Source organism: Bacillus sp. DX4.1 (assembly GCF_030348195.1).
GTDB lineage: Bacteria > Bacillota > Bacilli > Bacillales > Bacillaceae_G > Bacillus_A.
This window is the reverse complement of the sequence record NZ_JAUCFT010000008.1, coordinates 2,196,149-2,212,103: the sequence shown is the minus strand read 5'-3', so window position 1 is coordinate 2,212,103 and position 15,955 is coordinate 2,196,149. Positions and strand designations below refer to the sequence as shown.

Sequence of the window (15,955 nt, the reverse complement as noted above, 5' to 3'; positions counted from 1 at the left end):
TATTGAACATATTATCCTCTAATAATTTTAGTCTCATTAAATTTTTATGAAGTTGTTCATATTTTATATACAATTGATACTCTATGCAATTCTTACATCTCTTCAGGCGCTTCCATTCCAAGCAAACGCAATCCTTCTTTCAGTACAACGCTCACCGCGTATACGAGTGCTAATCTACTTTCCTTCTCTTCATTTTCTTCCAAAATACGAACGTTACCATAGTATTTATTAAATGCTTGTGCAACATCTAATAAATATTTCGCTATATGAGATGGCTCGTATTTTGCAAAAGCAGTTTCAATTACCTGCGGGAATCCATGTAACAGTTTCATAATATTCCAGCTTATATCGTCACTTAGCCCAAAGTCTTCTGATTCAAATTCAACGTGATCTTTTCTCAAAAGCGAACAAGCACGTGCATGTGTATATTGTACATACGGTCCTGTTTCTCCCTCAAACTTTAACATCTTTTCCATTGAGAACTCGATATTGTGCATACGTTCATTTTTTAAATCATGGAAAATAATCGCCCCTACTCCAACTTGTTTGGCAACTTCTTCTTTCTGTTTTAAACCTGGATTTTTCGCTTCAATATTTTGTTTCGCAAGTGTAATGGCTTCTTCTAACACTTCCTCCAGTAATACCACTTTCCCTTTACGGGTCGACATTTTCTTACCATCTTTTAAAATGAGCCCAAACGGTACATGTGCCATTCCATCTACCCAATCATAACCAAGTTTCTTTAATACAGTGAAAAACTGTGTGAAGTGTAAACTTTGTTCTGCTCCTACTACATACAGTGCTTTATCGAATTCATATGTGTTTTGACGATACAATGCCGCTGTTAAATCACGCGTTGCGTACAGCGTAGCCCCGTCTGATTTTTTAATTAAACATGGCGGCATCCCCTCTTTTTCTAAATTTACAACTTGCGCGCCATCTGATTCTTCTAATAAATGATGTTCCTCTAAAAGCTGGACGAAATCATCCATTTTATCATTGTAGAAAGCCTCACCCTGAAAATTAAAGAACTCCACACCGAGTAATTCATAAATACGAGAGAATTCTTTTAACGATTCATGACGGAACCAGTTCCATAAAAAGACCGCTTCTTCATCGTGATCTTCTAATTTTTTAAACCATGCCCGCCCTTCTTCCTCTAGCTCTGGGTTCTCTTTTACTTCTTCATGAAATTGCACATATAACTTAAATAGTTCACGAATCGGATCTTCTTTTACAAGCTCTTCATTACCCCATTTTTTATAAGCGGTAATTAATTTTCCAAACTGTGTTCCCCAGTCTCCGATATAGTTAATGCCGACAACTTCATAACCACATTTTACAGCAATATGCTTTAATGAATTTCCGATCATCGTCGAACGTAAATGACCCATTGAAAACGGTTTTGCGATATTTGGAGATGAAAAATCAATCACTACCGTCTTTTCCTGACCAAAATGCTTCTGCCCATATTCTTCTTTTTCAGCTAAAATTGTCTGTAACACTTTGTTACTTACTGTATGGCGGTTGAAAAATACATTTACATATGGCCCAACTGCTTCTACCTTTGTAAAAAATGGATCGTCTAGTTTCTCAGCTATTTCTTTCGCAATCAATGCTGGTGCTTTTTTATATTGCTTCGCGAGTGTAAAACAAGGAAATGCTGCATCTCCGAATTCATCTTGCTTCGGCGTTTCAATCAACCCTGTAATCTGCTTTAACGATACTTCTGATGGTAAGATTTGAGATAGACATCCTGCAAATTGAACTTTATATTCCATACGATCCCTCCTCATTTTTTGAACACAAAAAACTCGTCTCTAGAAAAGAGACGAGTTATCACCCGTGGTACCACCCTTGTTGTTCGATTCGAACCACTTTCCCGTTTATAACGAGGACAGGGGGCCCCGGCTTACTCTACTATTCATTTCAAGCAGCGTCTCCGAAGTGCGTTTCATCCCCTTCTCCGCACTAGGCTCTCACCACCCCTAGCTCGCTTTACTTCTGAATAGGACTACTCTCTTCATCTACGACATCATATGTAATTTATTATTGCTTATTATACATCTTTTCAGACAATTAGCAAGTTTCAATTACACCAAAATGAAATTTCGCACTTTTTCGTTTATACACAAAGAAATGATGTCTTTCAAAACGTGTACTACGAAAATGATCTTTTAATACAACGCGCTTTCTCGCAACACGCTTTGCTTCCGCAATTGTTTCATCCGTGACATCGCTATACAAAGCAAAGTGTTTTAAACCACGAATCCCATCTGATTCTATGACTGTTTCTTCAAACATCGGATCTATGTATACAACGTCGTAACTGTTATCTTCACATTGCTGTAAAAAAGTAAAATGCTCTGTCTGCTGTACTATAATTCGTTTCATTGCTTCATCAATTTCTGCAACACCTGCATCCCATTGCTGCAGACCTTTGCCAATTACGTAAGCCATATAACGATTTCCTTCGAGTCCCATTACTTCTCCCGCTTGTCCAACCGCATAACTTGCTACAATACTATCCGATGCCATCCCAAGTGTACAATCGAGCATGCTCATTCCTTCTTCTAGCTTTGCTGCTTGCAGAAATGGATCGTTCTCTCCTCGCATTAATCGCTTCACACGAAACATTGCAGAGTTCGGATGAAAGAAAAATGATTCTTCCGTACCTTTTGGGTAAATAGCTAATCGATTTTTCCCAGCGACAAGTACATCTTGCTCATACTGCTCGTGTAATTTGTATACGGGTACGTCATTTCGCACAATGAAAGAACACTGTAATTCTTTCGCAATGTTCTTTGCATATGTTGTCATTTCCTCATTTGTTCGACCTGCTGTTGTTACAATCATCTTTTCACCTCAATATAAAGAAAAAAGGGAGAATCATTCTCCCCCTTTTTAGCAATGCTTTTCAAAAGCTTGTTCTAAATTGTTAATAATGTCTTCCATTGTTGCACCTTCGATTTCATGACGATGAACGAAGTGAACAACTTCGTTTCCTTTTAATAACGCCATAGATGGTGAGGATGGAGGAATATCTCCAAAGAAAGAACGCATTGCCCCAGTTGCTTCTTTATCTTGTCCTGCAAATACCGTTACAAGATGGTCAGGTTGTTTTTCAGCACGCACAACCGCTTGACCAGCTGATGGACGCGCTAGGCCAGCTGCGCAGCCACAAACAGAGTTTACAACAACTAATGTTGTACCTGTCGCATTGTCCATATATTGCTTTACATCTTCTTCAGTTGTTAATTCTTCAAATCCAGCACGCACTAATTCTTGACGCATTGGAATTACCATTTGACGCATATATTCTTCGTATGCATTTGACATCTTGTAATCGCTCCTTCAACTTTCATTCAAAATCCATCATATCACGCTCTCATAATAGGTGCAAAAGAAAGATGGCGATGCCCTCATTTTTTTACCGGAATTTCACAAACCCCTTCATGGCAGTGACCAACTGGTACAAGTTTTCTTCTGTTTGCAATGTAATCGTATACTGTATTTCCAAATCCGAGTAACATAGATAGCTTAATAAATGGAACTGCAAACCAGTAAATTGGCACAGCTTTCGCTAATACATATACGCTTCCAATCCCATCATACCACTCGTTATCTTTAAGAATGTAAAGTCGCTGTTCCATTTTCCCTTGTAATTCCTCGGAAAGATGATACTCATCTACTACATCTTTATCACGAAAAGAAACAAACTTCATATGTCCTTTTTTATCGAGCCTTTTTGTACGCTCTGCAACAGCCGTACACATGGGACACCAGCTATCATAGAAAACAATCATACGATTACTCCCCTTTACGAGACTCCGTCATTTGTTTCCAAACTGACCCTTTTGCTTCTTCTCCGCCTTCAATACGTTCCAGTGCTAGACGTGCTTGCATCGCTACTTCGAACTCTGGATCATCTTGTGCTACGCGAAGTGCTGGAATCGCACTTTCATCACCAAGTTCAAATAAGAACATTGCTGCACGCCAGCGCACCAATTTACTTGGATCTTTGAGCGATTTTATCATGACAAACATAGCCGCTGGATCACCAACATCAGATAAGCAGTCACCAGCTGTACGGCGCACACTTACAGAGCGATCAAGCAATGCTTTATATAATAACGGCAATACTTCATCACCTTTTACCATCCCTAAGTAAGCTGTTGCAAGGCGACGAATCGATACTTTTTCATCCTCTAACGCTTTTTTCAGCACAGGGATATCTTCTTCTGTTGGATCCATTTGTTCAAGAGCCGCAAAACGATTTTTCCAATCAGAATCTGCCATCATTTCTTCTGTTACTTTATATGGCACACATTTTGCAACTGTCACTTCTGCCCTGCCAGCCTGCTCCAATAATTCTTTAACAGTTGTTTCGACACGTTCAGCGGAATATGCCGCAACGATTTCTTCAACAACTTCCTTTCCAATCTCTTCAAAATTACCGTAACGTGTACTTTGCTCGACCCATTTTCGTTCTTTCACAACGTTAGGTGCTGACATTTGCACTTTCATAATCGCTTCTTTAAAACGGTCTGGTAATCCTACTCGTTCTTCCGTTGTCCCATCTGTTAATTTCACCTGCATTGGAATCGTAAAGAACATTTGAATGAATACTTTCACCTCACCAAAATGTGAGAGTTGTTCCTGCTCATCTTCTTCTGCTACTTCCTCTCCGAACACAGCACGAACTTGTTGTAAAAGTACTTTCCAGTCATACTTCGCATTTCGTTCAACTGCTAAAAAGTCTGCTACATGATATACACCTTTAATACCTTCGATTTTTAAAATTTGCTGCACTTGTTCTGGTGCTTGTTCTGCATTTTCGTTTGTATAATTATTACGTGCTCCTGATGGTAATACTTCATTTAAGATAACTTTCATTGTATTTGGACTTGGCGTTGGTTCAATTGCTTTAATCTTCACGTAAAAAAACTCTCCTTTATTGCTGTTCTTAGCTGTATTGTAACATGTTCTGGAATCATATTCCTACTGAGACGCTCGCTCTTGCTTTTTCTCTAAAAAAGTAATCCGTTCAATCACAACTTCCGTCTTATACACTCTCTTCCCTAGTTCATTGTCATAATTGCTCGTATGAATGTGACCCGTAATTCCAACAAGTGATCCCTTTTGACAATACTCTGATACATTCTCGGCAGATTTTCTCCATACTACGCAATAAATGTAGTCGGCCTGCTGTTCTCCTAAACTATTCCGAAACCCTCTGTTTACAGCGATGCATATACGTGCGTAGGCAATCCCTTGCTTTGTATAGTATAATTCTGGATCTTTTGTCAGTCTTCCGATTAATACGACTCTGTTCATCATACCTATACCACCTCACATTTTTTCTTTATTGTAGACAAAAATATAGAGTAGGTAAAAAATGCAAAATGATATATTCATACAATGAAACAATAACTTTAAATCTGAAAAAATACAAAAAGAAATCCTGCATGTTTCAAACATGCAGGATTTCTTTCAATTAGTCATTCTTCGTGAAATAAGAAACGAAACGAAGAATTTCTAAGTATAACCATACTAATGTCATCATTAGACCCATTGCACCGTACCACTCCATATACTTTGGAGCCCCGCCGCGTGCACCGTTTTCGATGAAATCGAAGTCTAATAGTAAGTTTAATGCAGCAACTACAATTACAACTGCACTAATAATAATACCGATCGTTCCACCTTGGTGTAAATATGGAACGGAAACACCGAACATTTGTAACAAGAAAACGATTAAGTACATAATCATAATCCCAAATGTTGCAGCCATTACACCTGTACGGAATTTATCTGTTACTTTCACCGCGCGAGTCGCAAATAAAACTAACATTGCAAATAAAATTGAAATTGTTAGTAATACAGCATGTAAAATGATAGAATCACCAAAGCGAAGTGTATACATTGCTGAAATGCTTCCTAACACAATACCTTCTACTGCAGCATAAATTGGTGCTCCAATAGGTGAGATACGAGGAAAGAACATAGATGCAAATGCGATGATGGTAGCAATAATTAATGCACCAATTAAAACTGACATTTGCATTTTCTCATTATACATCTGTATGTATGAGTAGACAGACGTCGCAAGTAGCAATACCAGCATAATGAATGTTTTGCCTACCGTTCCGCCAATCGTCATCGCAGAAGCACTTGTACCTTCTTTACGAAATGCCTCTTTTTTTAACATTGGATTCGATGTTCTCATTATTTCCCTCCTATAATAGGTTCTACCAATAGTGTAAAGTTTTTCTCTTTACATTGCAATATATGCAGCTTGTTTTTATTTTAATCCTTCAACGATGTCAGATAGTTCACTCCAACGTTCCATCGTTTTCTCTAGCTCTTCCTCTGTTTGTTGTTGCTCCTCAGAAAGCTGCTGTGCCTTCGTAAAATCAGAGCCTACATTTGCAAGTTCTTCTGTAATACTTTCAACCTTTTCTTCTAGCCCGGCAATTTTATCTTCAATTGTTTCCCACTCACGCTGTTCATGATACGAAAGTTTACGTTTGCGTTGCTGCTTTGGAGCCTCTTCTACTTTCTTTTCTTTTTGAACTTCTGCTTTTACTAAAACTGCTTGTGCTTTTTGCACATCTAAATAATCACTATAACTTCCCAAGAAGCCACTAACTTGTCCATCTCCACTAAATATAAACAATTCGTCTACCACTTTATCTAAGAAATAACGATCATGCGATACGGTAAGAACAACACCTGGAAAATCTTCTAAATAGTCTTCAAGCACCGTTAACGTTTGCGTATCTAAATCGTTTGTCGGCTCATCTAATAGAAGTACATTCGGCTCGCCCATCAAAATACGTAATAAATACAAACGTCTTCTTTCACCGCCTGATAGTTTTCCAATTGGTGTCCCATGTGAATGTGGTAGGAATAAAAAGCGCTCTAGCATTTGTGATGCACCAATTACTTTTCCATCTGTCGTATGAATGACTTCAGCCACTTCTTTAATATATTCAATCATACGTTGATTTAAGTTCATCTCTTCATTTTCTTGCGTATAATATGCAATTTTTACAGTTTGTCCTACTTCAATTTCACCGCTATCAGGTGATAGTTTACCTGCAAGCATGTTTAATAAAGAAGATTTCCCGCTTCCATTTGCTCCGATAATACCAATTCGATCACCTGGTTTTACGATATGATTAAAGTTATGCAAAACTGTTTTATCACCAAATGTTTTCGTTACATCTTTTAACTCCAGTACTTTTTTACCTAATCGGCTACCGCTCAGTGCAATATCAACTGATTGTTTCGCTGCTGGTCCATCTTGTCCTTGCAATTCATCAAAGCGTTGAATACGAGCTTTTTGTTTTGTAGAACGAGCTTTGGCACCGCGGCGAATCCAAGCTAGTTCACGGCGATATAAATTTTGTCGTTTCGATTCTTGCGCCAATTCTTGCTCTTCACGAAGTGCTTTCGCTTCTAAAAATGTACTATAGTTTCCTTCATAGCTATAAAGCTTTCCATTTTCTAGTTCAAACATACGATTTGTAACACGATCTAAGAAGTATCGATCATGCGTTACAAGTAAAACTGCTCCTGTATAACGTGATAAGTATTCTTCTAGCCACTCTACTGTTTCATGATCAAGATGGTTCGTTGGCTCGTCTAATATTAATAGATCTGGCGTTTCAATAAAGCATTGTGCCATTGCGATACGTTTCTTTTGTCCACCAGATAAATTCCCAACAGTCGCAGTGAAATCTGTAATTCCTAATTTCGTTAGCAACGATTTCGCATTGGCGTTCGCTTCCCACGCATTCATCGCATCCATACGTTGCTGCACCGCAAATAATTGTTCTTGTACTTTTTCATTACTTGCATCTTTTTCTATGTTTAATAACGCTTGTTCGTATTCACGAAGAAGACGAATAAGTGGTGTGTCCCCATGGAACACTTGCTCAAGTACCGTTAAATTTTCATTGAAATCAGGCTGCTGTGATAAATAGCTAATTGTATAACCACGGGAATGCGTCATGTCACCTGTATCTGGAATTTCTACACCCGCAATAATTTTTAATAATGTTGATTTTCCCGTGCCGTTTACACCGATAATCCCTGCACGCTGTCCCTCTGTAATACTAAATGATAATCCATCAAATAACGGCTTATCTCCGTATGATTTTGATACGTTTTCCACTGTTAGCATTTTCATATTTGTACATTCCACTCTTTCATAAATTGTTCAATAAACTGCTCCATATAACGATGACGCACTTCCGCTTCCTGTTTCGCTGCATCTGTATTCATTAAGTCTTTTAGCTTCAAGAGCTTTTCATAGAAATGATTTAAAGACGGCTCATCATTTTTTCGATACTCTTCTTTAGTCATCGCTTCACGCGGCGGAATTTTCGGATCATACATTAAACGTCCCTTTGCCCCGCCATAAGCAAACGTACGAGCAATACCAATCGCACCAAGGGCGTCCAAGCGGTCTGCATCTTGAACGATTTTCCCTTCTAGCGTCTCTACTTTCCCGCCATGTCCACCTTTATAAGACATATTTGCAATAATATGAAGGATATATTCCATTTCTGTTTCTGTAACTTGTAACCTTTCTAACCAATCAGACACTTTTTTCATGCCAGCTTCTTCACTTTCATTTAACTTTTCATCCGCTACATCATGAAGTAAAGCTGCCATTTCAATCACAAAACGATCTCCACCTTCTTGTTCAGACAAAGAAATCGCTAATTTATGTACACGCTCAATATGATACCAATCATGCCCACTTGCATCTTTTTCTAATATGTTTTTTACAAACGTAACTGTTTTTTGTATTTGTTCTTGTTTTTTCATTTATCTTCACCCAGTTTCTTATTGTAACACGCCCTCATTTTTTCATCACACATTTTCTTGTTTGCCCATACACTATGTTGTATTCAGTATCATGAAGGAGGAAACAAAATGTTCTATAAAAATCAACAACCTTATCCGCAGCAACCACACTACCAACAAAATTTTGGGCAACAGTATCCAGAACAACAATACCAGGAACCACAACAGCAAGAGCCGCAATATCAACAACCGCAAATGTACCAGCCATACTATAACCCACGTGTTTCTCCACCAGCACCTACATTAGATCCGGCGCAAATACAAATTTCGCCGCCAGTTCCTACAACACCAGCAGAACCAACACCACAACAAATCCAGCAAGCAGTCGGTACACAATTCTTATCCTTAAAACAACCAGTCTTGAACTTCGTCAAACCATGGGTAGATTATGAAATGAAAGAAGCAAAGCATACATCCCCCCAACACGCAATGACGGAAATTGCTGCGATTATGTTCTTAATCGGAAAAGGTTATAACCCAACGATCGCTCATTATATTGTAGAATCTTGGGAGAAGAATGAGCAGTTTTAATGTATTTCCCGAAAGAAGTCCCCATCTTCAAGCGCGTGACGGGCGATAGCCAAGCGATAAGGTGGGGATGAATTTCGGTTAGGCATCGCCTAACTGACTTGTGAAAACTGCCAATTGTTATTGTGGTGTATACATTCAATATCCGATATATTCACTTGCTTATAAGATTTAGCAGGATTTTGTATATAATGACCATTTATATCTTGCACATACACCATCTTCCTTGTAAATCCTGTCACAAATCCTACTTGCCCAAACGCTTTCACTTTATCACCTAGATAAAGTGTGCCTACATACGGTGTATTTTTATTATTTCTTTTCGCTGTTATATTTTTCGTTTTTCTTCCTTTTCTTGCAGTTGCTTCATGAAGAGAACACTTTTTCTTTCTAAATTGCTTGATGCGAAACTCACCACTTTGCTGATATTCTCGTACTTTTTTCGGATTTGTAATTGCAATGGCATCATTATAGTGTGTTATTGATAGCCCTAATTCTTTTCGCGTCGGTGTTGTGTAACTACCATACGTAATCTCACAATCTAAACGCTTCATGATTTGAAGCCGCAAAATGTTCATAAAGGCGGTCTCTTTATACTGTTTTGGTTTCTTAAAAACATGCTTGATTTTCCCTTGGTGGAATTTTTGATGACATTCATTGTTACTATTTCTAAAGAATCATTTATGGATGCAGAATCTAATGATTTATTTTGTAAAGAATTATTTAGTAAACTAGAAAAAACTTCAGACATAAAAATTTTCGGTGACACAAATTATAAAGAAAATGGAAAACTATCAATAGCGCTGTTAAAAGAAACAGTTAAAACTATTAATTTTCCTGTTAATCAGGGAAGACTCTTTTTCTCTAGAGGAGGTGAAATTGAAGCAGTTAAGCTGAATATCACTGAAGTATTCGATAATCTAGAAGATTTATCAGTCATATCAAGATTTCTAAGTGGGTATGGGGATTTTGTATTAGTTGGTGATGATTTAGAATTCGGGGTATGTATTGAAAGAACAGAATATTATTACGAATTCAGCATGTGGGGAATAACAGAAATTCTAAAGTAAACTAAGAAATAAAGAGCCGACTTTTTGGAACACTATTATTGCAATTTCATTCTTAGCCGCTATTATTCTATGTACATTTTCATTCTTTAAGAAAAATAGCAAACTACTACCTTTATGTAACTCTTAAACAAATAGGCTATCCCTATTTTATTAGGATAGCCTTCATATTTTCTGCTTAAGGCATAACTTCTTTTGCATCAAATAGCTCAATTTCAATCATCTCTTCTGCATCAAGTTTCTCAATTTCAATCATTTCTTCTGTACCAAGTTTCTCAATTTCAATCGTTTCTTCTGTACCAAGTTTCTCAATTTCAATCGTTTCTTCTGCATCAAGTTTCTCAATTTCAATCGTTTCTTCTGCATCAAGTTTCTCAATTTCAATCGTTTCTTCTGTACCAAGTTTCTCAATTACAATGATCTCTTCTGCGTCAAGTCGCTCAATTCCAATCATTTTTTTTGCATCGAGTCGCTTACTCACTATCACTTTTCCATCTTTAAAACGAATCTTTCTAATATTTCCCCGTAATATTGTCACTATCACTTCCCCTTCTTTAAAACGAATCGCTCTAATATTTTCCCACAATATTTTCACTATCACTTTTTGCTCCTGTAGTACGCTGATAAAATCCGTACCTACTTCTTGAATCGTCCCAACAATGGTTTCTTTCTTATTCCCATCACAGTGCATTGTTACTTCTATTACATTTCCAATATTTTTTAAAAGGCGGAAATTCACTCTATCCTTTAAACCATTAAAATTCAATGGGGTCAATTCTTCACATACAGGATCTCTATTATCTATCGTTTTTTTGACTTGTGCCTCCTTAACAATTGGAAATTTTATTTTTTGTTCTTTATATTCCAGACTGTTCTTCTTTTGTACTATACTCGGAACATTAAAATACGGACGTGATACCGCTGTTTTTTGTTTATTAAACCACAAAAGACAACATCTCCTTTTACTTATTCTTCTTAGCGTATGAAGAAGTGAAATAAAAGGACACAAAAAAAACAAATATCATCATTTTACTTTTAGTGGATTTTAATTATTATTACACTAGGTATCTATAGTTTTTGGGTATTCATCTCCCTAGAAAGATGGAAAACAAAACATACTAGTTTTGTAAATTAAGAAACTGTACCAAAAGTCCATTATATCTGGGATTTTGGTACAGTTCTTTTTATACTCCTAGAAATGCTTCTTCTTGTTTCTCCGCACTGAAACAAAGTAAACCCATCTACCACTCTCGTAAAAACCCATTGGTAGCTACGCAATCTAGTCGCAATGATTGCCCATCCTCTCTCGCCTTTTGCTTTGCCCATTCTACCAATTGACTATCAATATTTAGTCCCCGACCTTCCTTTGATACAACAGGTCTATGTATAACCTCTTCCCTATCATTACATAACCCTCTATCCCCTTCTCTTGTAAAATACAAGTTACTACTAATTGTAAATCCATTTACAGACCTCCTTTCAGAAGAATTACTAATAATCTATAAGCTTGCTGAAAAAAGGTAATAGGAATTTATATAAATACAAATTAAAAAATCGACATAAAACCCTTCTTTTTAGGCGGGAGAGAGCATCCGGCCATGCATAGAAGCGGTCAGATCCTTTTCCTGCCCCAGACACAGTGAAAACAAAGAGAGAAAACGAGTGCAGGTCACCTTTTGTTATCCATAGCCGCGGCTATATGTCGAAAAATCAAAATGAATTTATATAATCTTTTTTCTTTATATACCAATAAAAAGAATAGATATCTCTATGAGAACAAACTTAATTTTCTTATTTTAGCTAGAACTATATAATTCCTATCATATTCTTATATAATCAATGAGGGAAATCTTACAAATGGAGGTATAAAAAATGACATTTTTGAATAACATAAGTGCAATTTTATTTTTAGCAGCTCTTATCTTACTAGTCTTATGCATCATTTCTTTCTTTAAGAAAAATGGAAAAGCAATGAAATATGGTAGGCCTGCAGTTATTTGTTTTATTATTTCATTCTTAACATCAGCAACAAGCACTGCGGAAACCAAACACCCTATTGTGAACTTTTTTGCTAATGTATGTTTAATTCTATTTATTTTCTTTCTTATCTTAGCAATCTTATCCGTTATTAAGAAAACTGGTGTGGCAAAAAAACAATTTTTAATTACTGCTGTTTTATTTGTCGGTGCTATAGCATTAGGTAACATTGCGAACCCTTCTTTAGGAAAGGCAACCGCAACAGATAAAAAAATTGCAGCTGAGAAAAAAGAAAAAGAAGAAAAGAAACAAGAACTAGAAAAGAAAGACAAGGACGAACAGGCTCGTAAGCAAGAAGAAGAGCAAAAACGTCAAGCTGATGAACAAGCTCAGAAACAACAAGAAGAGCAAAAACGCCAAGCTGACGAACAAGCTCAGAAACAACAGGAAGAACAGCAACGTCAAGCTGACGAACAGGCTCGCAAACAACAGGAAGAGCAAAAACGTCAAGCTGACGAACAGGCTCGCAAACAACAGGAAGAGCAGCAACGCCAAGCTGACGAACAAGCCCGCAAACAACAGGAAGAACAGCAACGTCAAGCTGACGAGCAGGCTCGTAAACAACAGGAACAACAAGCAGCGCAACAAACACAACCTGCTCCGGCAGAAAATAATAGTAACGCATACTACAAAAACTGTACAGAAGTGAAAAATGCTGGTAAAGCACCTCTATATAGCGGTCAACCTGGCTATAGTCGTAAGTTAGATCGTGACGGCGATGGAGTCGCATGTGAACGATAATGTACATAGAAAAAGAAGCTCATACCAGAGCTTCTTTTTCTATGTCTTTCTTAAACCTATCATAATGAACAATTAGCTAGGGCATACATCATCTCTATGTTTTTTTACGCAATTGATGAATTCTTTTCTTTATCCCTTTTATAAAACCAGCAAACATGGTGAAAACACGCATGATATTAATAAAGGTAATATCTTTTATTAATATTGTTTCTGTTTTACTACGTTTTTTTAGGTAAATATATTCGTTCGTCACTTTCGTAATTCGTCCTGTATACATTTCTTTTTGGTCGTATAGTTTTATATACATACCTTCCCACAATTGCAAATGATTCATAAATGCTTCTTCAAAAAACTGCTGTTTCAAATTCACTTGTTCTGCTACGGTTTTCCCAAACTGTAGCATCAATTTCTTTCGGAGAGTTTCATCATATATTAAATGCTGATGAGATGTGGAAACATTAGGTATCGCATAAGGAATATTCGCACTTTGAATCGCTGTGTACGGGATAAAAATGCGTTCCGTTAATGTTGTAAGCACAACAAAATCTCTACCGATTTCATTTACTTTCGCTAATGTATGTACACTGCCCCCGCCTCGATTCGAAAAAATTTCCACGCGCTGATAACGTTTATGCTTAAAAAACTTCATTAGCATCATCACTTGTTTTCGCTCTGGTAAGCATTCACCTAGTACTTTTAAATTAACACCATGCATGTATTCCTGAAGCATCTTTAATTCATGAGTCGGCAAAGCACTAGCTGGAGATGTATATCCTTCTCCCCTTTTTTCCTTATAGTCCAAAACAAGCGGATCCTCATCACGAACCTTTGTTATACCCTTCTCCCCCATACAAACCTCCTTTTTCTTCATTCATCATAAATATTTTATGATGGTAACTCATAGTTTATTATGGAGGTGAAAACACAAATGAATTTTTTAAGTGGAATCATTTTATTTAGCTACTTTTTTATCGCAGCTATTTCATACTACCATTTGTACAAATCTCGGCATCTCATAGGCTATCACTTAGGTATGAATATCGCAATGCTATCTAGTACAGCCATTGGCTTAGCTGTTGGTACCGTTCTCGGATCACAGTTTCCCTTAGGTGAAGTGGTTATTACAATTGTAACGACAATAATTGCTGTTGCTGTCGGCGTTGTGTTTGGAGCGTTAGTTGATTATCAAACACTACTAACTGGTGTCGCAAGTGGTATTATGTCCGGACTCATGGGGCCGATGCTCGGTTTACATTCGACACAACCCGCTTTCTTAATTATTTGCACAACTGTAGTCGTATTTTTATCTTTCATCTTGCTACGCTTTTCCGTTCGGAATTAATCAAGGTTTAGTGGAGGAGCGATTCGGTTATGTGCAAACTTCTTAGATGGAAACATATGCTCATCTTATTAAGTGTTATCTGTCTTTTTTTGCAAACAAAACAAGTTTTTGCGGAAACAAACATCATACAAACAAATCCAATTCCAAACCAGAAACTTACAAATTCCCCATTAGAGCTTTCAATGACTTTTCCAGCTCACATTAATAAAGAAAAAGCTACCGTTCAAATTTTTGACGAAAAAGGAACGAACATGGTTAACAGTCCACTTGAATTTTCGAATGACGAAACGACTTTATCTTTACGTTTGCCTTTATTAAAAAACGGTGTATATACAGTCATTTATTATATACCGATGAATACTGGAGAAATCGTTCGTGATTCTTACATATTTACAATTGACGTATATTCAGAAGAGACCGCTAATCAATCCATCTTTTCATTTCGTTCTCTCTTCCAACTCAAGTATGATTCGCAATTTTGCGGAAATATTTTCGCAACCATTTCAGAACACACTTGGATAACACTTCTTTATTCTACTAGTGTGTTTCATTATTTTGGCATCATTATATTAATCGGATGGATTATATGGGGATTACTGTTTAAACCGGCTGAATCTACAAATTTCAAACTTTATCAAGCTAACCTTTTTATCTTTCAATTATTTTTTTTGCTAACGACATTACTTTTACTCATATTCCAATCCATTAGTACAATTGATTTTGATCTAGATGAGAAAATATTCACACTGCCAATTGATATTATATATGGGGTTTCCTGGATTTTTTTAGTTTTGCTAGCTTTTGTTAGCTTTTTCTGTCTATCTCGCTCAAACTTAGTCTGTATTTTATGGGTAATCTCTATTCTTTTTGCAAAAAGTTTGACAACGTATACCCTAACTATATTCCCTTCTCCTTTTACAATAATTTTTGAAAACATTTATTTATATATTGTTACTATTTTAGGAGGAAGTTATTTATTTATAGCTGTTTTTCAAAAGCAACTCTTTATACAGCCACTTCTCTCTAAATTTCATCTGTATGCTTGTATTTTGACAGGTTTCTTATTCACCTATAATATGTTTACCTATTTTATTTATATGAATTTATATACATCTGGAGCAGTATTCCTCATTATTCAATCACTAACCATTCTCCTTTGTTTGATACATCTATACATGTTCATCAAACAAAGAAAACACACTATACTTTTGCTTTGTTTTCAAGTAAGCATTCTATTATGTAATATAATATTTCATGAATGGAGAGGATTTTTTAATTACCTTTTTTTGTAAAAAATAAATAGAATATGAATATTTTTGTATTTTATTTTTTATATTTGAGATAGAGTGCGATTCTTTCT

The 15,955-nt window shown here is 36.5% G+C and carries 16 protein-coding genes, 1 pseudogene and 1 other annotated feature; of the genes and pseudogenes, 5 read left to right on the top strand and 12 right to left on the bottom strand.

The annotated features are described in order from the left end of the window. Window positions 1-92: 92 nt before the first annotated feature. The 9 genes from argS to QUF99_RS14170 form a co-directional block, all read right to left on the bottom strand. Window positions 93-1,781: an arginine--tRNA ligase gene (argS, locus tag QUF99_RS14210; protein ID WP_289370865.1), complete on the bottom strand. Its 1,689-nt coding sequence runs from the start codon at window positions 1,779-1,781 to the stop codon at window positions 93-95. A gap of 43 nt (window positions 1,782-1,824) precedes the next feature. Then, window positions 1,825-2,039 (bottom strand) — a binding site (T-box leader). A 40-nt stretch (window positions 2,040-2,079) separates the two neighbouring features. Next, entirely contained in the window at window positions 2,080-2,856 is a 777-nt protein-coding gene (locus QUF99_RS14205) for a class I SAM-dependent methyltransferase (RefSeq protein WP_289370864.1), read from the bottom strand. A gap of 48 nt (window positions 2,857-2,904) precedes the next feature. Beyond that, window positions 2,905-3,339, bottom strand: a complete 435-nt coding sequence (locus QUF99_RS14200; RefSeq protein WP_289370863.1) for a BrxA/BrxB family bacilliredoxin — start codon at window positions 3,337-3,339, stop codon at window positions 2,905-2,907. 83 nt (window positions 3,340-3,422) lie between these two features. Then, entirely contained in the window at window positions 3,423-3,806 is a 384-nt protein-coding gene (locus tag QUF99_RS14195) for a thiol-disulfide oxidoreductase DCC family protein (protein WP_289370862.1), read from the bottom strand. A gap of 4 nt (window positions 3,807-3,810) precedes the next feature. Beyond that, window positions 3,811-4,938 (bottom strand): conserved virulence factor C family protein, encoded by a 1,128-nt coding sequence (locus tag QUF99_RS14190; RefSeq protein ID WP_289370861.1) that lies wholly within the window; start codon window positions 4,936-4,938, stop codon window positions 3,811-3,813. Between the two features lie 63 nt (window positions 4,939-5,001). Then, window positions 5,002-5,340: a single-stranded DNA-binding protein gene (locus tag QUF99_RS14185; protein ID WP_289370860.1), complete on the bottom strand. Its 339-nt coding sequence runs from the start codon at window positions 5,338-5,340 to the stop codon at window positions 5,002-5,004. Window positions 5,341-5,497: 157 nt separating this feature from the next. Next, window positions 5,498-6,229 carry a Bax inhibitor-1/YccA family protein gene (locus tag QUF99_RS14180; RefSeq protein WP_289370859.1) on the bottom strand — a complete coding sequence of 244 codons (732 nt, stop codon included), beginning with the start codon at window positions 6,227-6,229 and terminating at the stop codon, window positions 5,498-5,500. 75 nt (window positions 6,230-6,304) lie between these two features. Continuing rightward, window positions 6,305-8,197 carry an ABC-F family ATP-binding cassette domain-containing protein gene (locus QUF99_RS14175; RefSeq protein WP_289370857.1) on the bottom strand — a complete coding sequence of 631 codons (1,893 nt, stop codon included), beginning with the start codon at window positions 8,195-8,197 and terminating at the stop codon, window positions 6,305-6,307. Then, window positions 8,194-8,841: an HD domain-containing protein gene (locus QUF99_RS14170; protein ID WP_289370855.1), complete on the bottom strand. Its 648-nt coding sequence runs from the start codon at window positions 8,839-8,841 to the stop codon at window positions 8,194-8,196. The genes QUF99_RS14175 and QUF99_RS14170 overlap by 4 nt, the downstream gene beginning before the upstream one ends. Window positions 8,842-8,949: 108 nt before the next feature. On the opposite strand from QUF99_RS14170, the gene QUF99_RS14165 reads away from it, so the two are divergent. Next, window positions 8,950-9,411, top strand: a complete 462-nt coding sequence (locus tag QUF99_RS14165; protein ID WP_289370854.1) for a hypothetical protein — start codon at window positions 8,950-8,952, stop codon at window positions 9,409-9,411. Window positions 9,412-9,500: 89 nt separating this feature from the next. Here the strand turns inward: QUF99_RS14165 and QUF99_RS14160 are convergent, their stop codons facing one another. Further along, window positions 9,501-9,986 (bottom strand): hypothetical protein, encoded by a 486-nt coding sequence (locus QUF99_RS14160; protein ID WP_289370852.1) that lies wholly within the window; start codon window positions 9,984-9,986, stop codon window positions 9,501-9,503. A gap of 78 nt (window positions 9,987-10,064) precedes the next feature. Between QUF99_RS14160 and QUF99_RS14155 the strand changes: the two are divergent. Then, window positions 10,065-10,478, top strand: a pseudogene (locus tag QUF99_RS14155) (YxiF family protein); the annotation flags it as partial. A 175-nt stretch (window positions 10,479-10,653) separates the two neighbouring features. On the opposite strand, the gene QUF99_RS14150 reads toward QUF99_RS14155, so the two are convergent. Continuing rightward, window positions 10,654-11,421 (bottom strand): hypothetical protein, encoded by a 768-nt coding sequence (locus QUF99_RS14150; RefSeq protein ID WP_289370849.1) that lies wholly within the window; start codon window positions 11,419-11,421, stop codon window positions 10,654-10,656. A 926-nt stretch (window positions 11,422-12,347) separates the two neighbouring features. Here QUF99_RS14150 and QUF99_RS14145 point away from each other — a divergent pair. After that, on the top strand, window positions 12,348-13,253 hold the full coding sequence (locus QUF99_RS14145) for an excalibur calcium-binding domain-containing protein (RefSeq protein WP_289370847.1): 906 nt from the start codon (window positions 12,348-12,350) through the stop codon (window positions 13,251-13,253). A 94-nt stretch (window positions 13,254-13,347) separates the two neighbouring features. Here QUF99_RS14145 and QUF99_RS14140 read toward each other — a convergent pair whose 3' ends face one another. Then, window positions 13,348-14,103 carry a hypothetical protein gene (locus tag QUF99_RS14140; RefSeq protein WP_289370846.1) on the bottom strand — a complete coding sequence of 252 codons (756 nt, stop codon included), beginning with the start codon at window positions 14,101-14,103 and terminating at the stop codon, window positions 13,348-13,350. A 78-nt stretch (window positions 14,104-14,181) separates the two neighbouring features. Here QUF99_RS14140 and QUF99_RS14135 point away from each other — a divergent pair, with 78 nt between their 5' ends. Continuing rightward, window positions 14,182-14,595, top strand: a complete 414-nt coding sequence (locus QUF99_RS14135; protein WP_289370845.1) for a hypothetical protein — start codon at window positions 14,182-14,184, stop codon at window positions 14,593-14,595. Between the two features lie 29 nt (window positions 14,596-14,624). Further along, window positions 14,625-15,887: a copper resistance CopC family protein gene (locus tag QUF99_RS14130; RefSeq protein WP_289370844.1), complete on the top strand. Its 1,263-nt coding sequence runs from the start codon at window positions 14,625-14,627 to the stop codon at window positions 15,885-15,887. Window positions 15,888-15,955 lie beyond the last annotated feature (68 nt).

Coding starts and splice junctions, on each gene's coding strand:
- QUF99_RS14145 (WP_289370847.1), top strand. CDS start 12,348: ATGACATTTTTGAATAACATAAGTGCAATTTTATTTTTAGCAGCTCTT.
- QUF99_RS14195 (WP_289370862.1), bottom strand. CDS start 3,806: ATGATTGTTTTCTATGATAGCTGGTGTCCCATGTGTACGGCTGTTGCA.
- QUF99_RS14140 (WP_289370846.1), bottom strand. CDS start 14,103: ATGGGGGAGAAGGGTATAACAAAGGTTCGTGATGAGGATCCGCTTGTT.
- QUF99_RS14170 (WP_289370855.1), bottom strand. CDS start 8,841: ATGAAAAAACAAGAACAAATACAAAAAACAGTTACGTTTGTAAAAAAC.
- QUF99_RS14165 (WP_289370854.1), top strand. CDS start 8,950: ATGTTCTATAAAAATCAACAACCTTATCCGCAGCAACCACACTACCAA.
- QUF99_RS14135 (WP_289370845.1), top strand. CDS start 14,182: ATGAATTTTTTAAGTGGAATCATTTTATTTAGCTACTTTTTTATCGCA.
- QUF99_RS14180 (WP_289370859.1), bottom strand. CDS start 6,229: ATGAGAACATCGAATCCAATGTTAAAAAAAGAGGCATTTCGTAAAGAA.
- QUF99_RS14200 (WP_289370863.1), bottom strand. CDS start 3,339: ATGTCAAATGCATACGAAGAATATATGCGTCAAATGGTAATTCCAATG.
- QUF99_RS14160 (WP_289370852.1), bottom strand. CDS start 9,986: ATGAACATTTTGCGGCTTCAAATCATGAAGCGTTTAGATTGTGAGATT.
- QUF99_RS14175 (WP_289370857.1), bottom strand. CDS start 8,197: ATGAAAATGCTAACAGTGGAAAACGTATCAAAATCATACGGAGATAAG.
- QUF99_RS14130 (WP_289370844.1), top strand. CDS start 14,625: ATGTGCAAACTTCTTAGATGGAAACATATGCTCATCTTATTAAGTGTT.
- QUF99_RS14185 (WP_289370860.1), bottom strand. CDS start 5,340: ATGATGAACAGAGTCGTATTAATCGGAAGACTGACAAAAGATCCAGAA.
- argS (WP_289370865.1), bottom strand. CDS start 1,781: ATGGAATATAAAGTTCAATTTGCAGGATGTCTATCTCAAATCTTACCA.
- QUF99_RS14205 (WP_289370864.1), bottom strand. CDS start 2,856: ATGATTGTAACAACAGCAGGTCGAACAAATGAGGAAATGACAACATAT.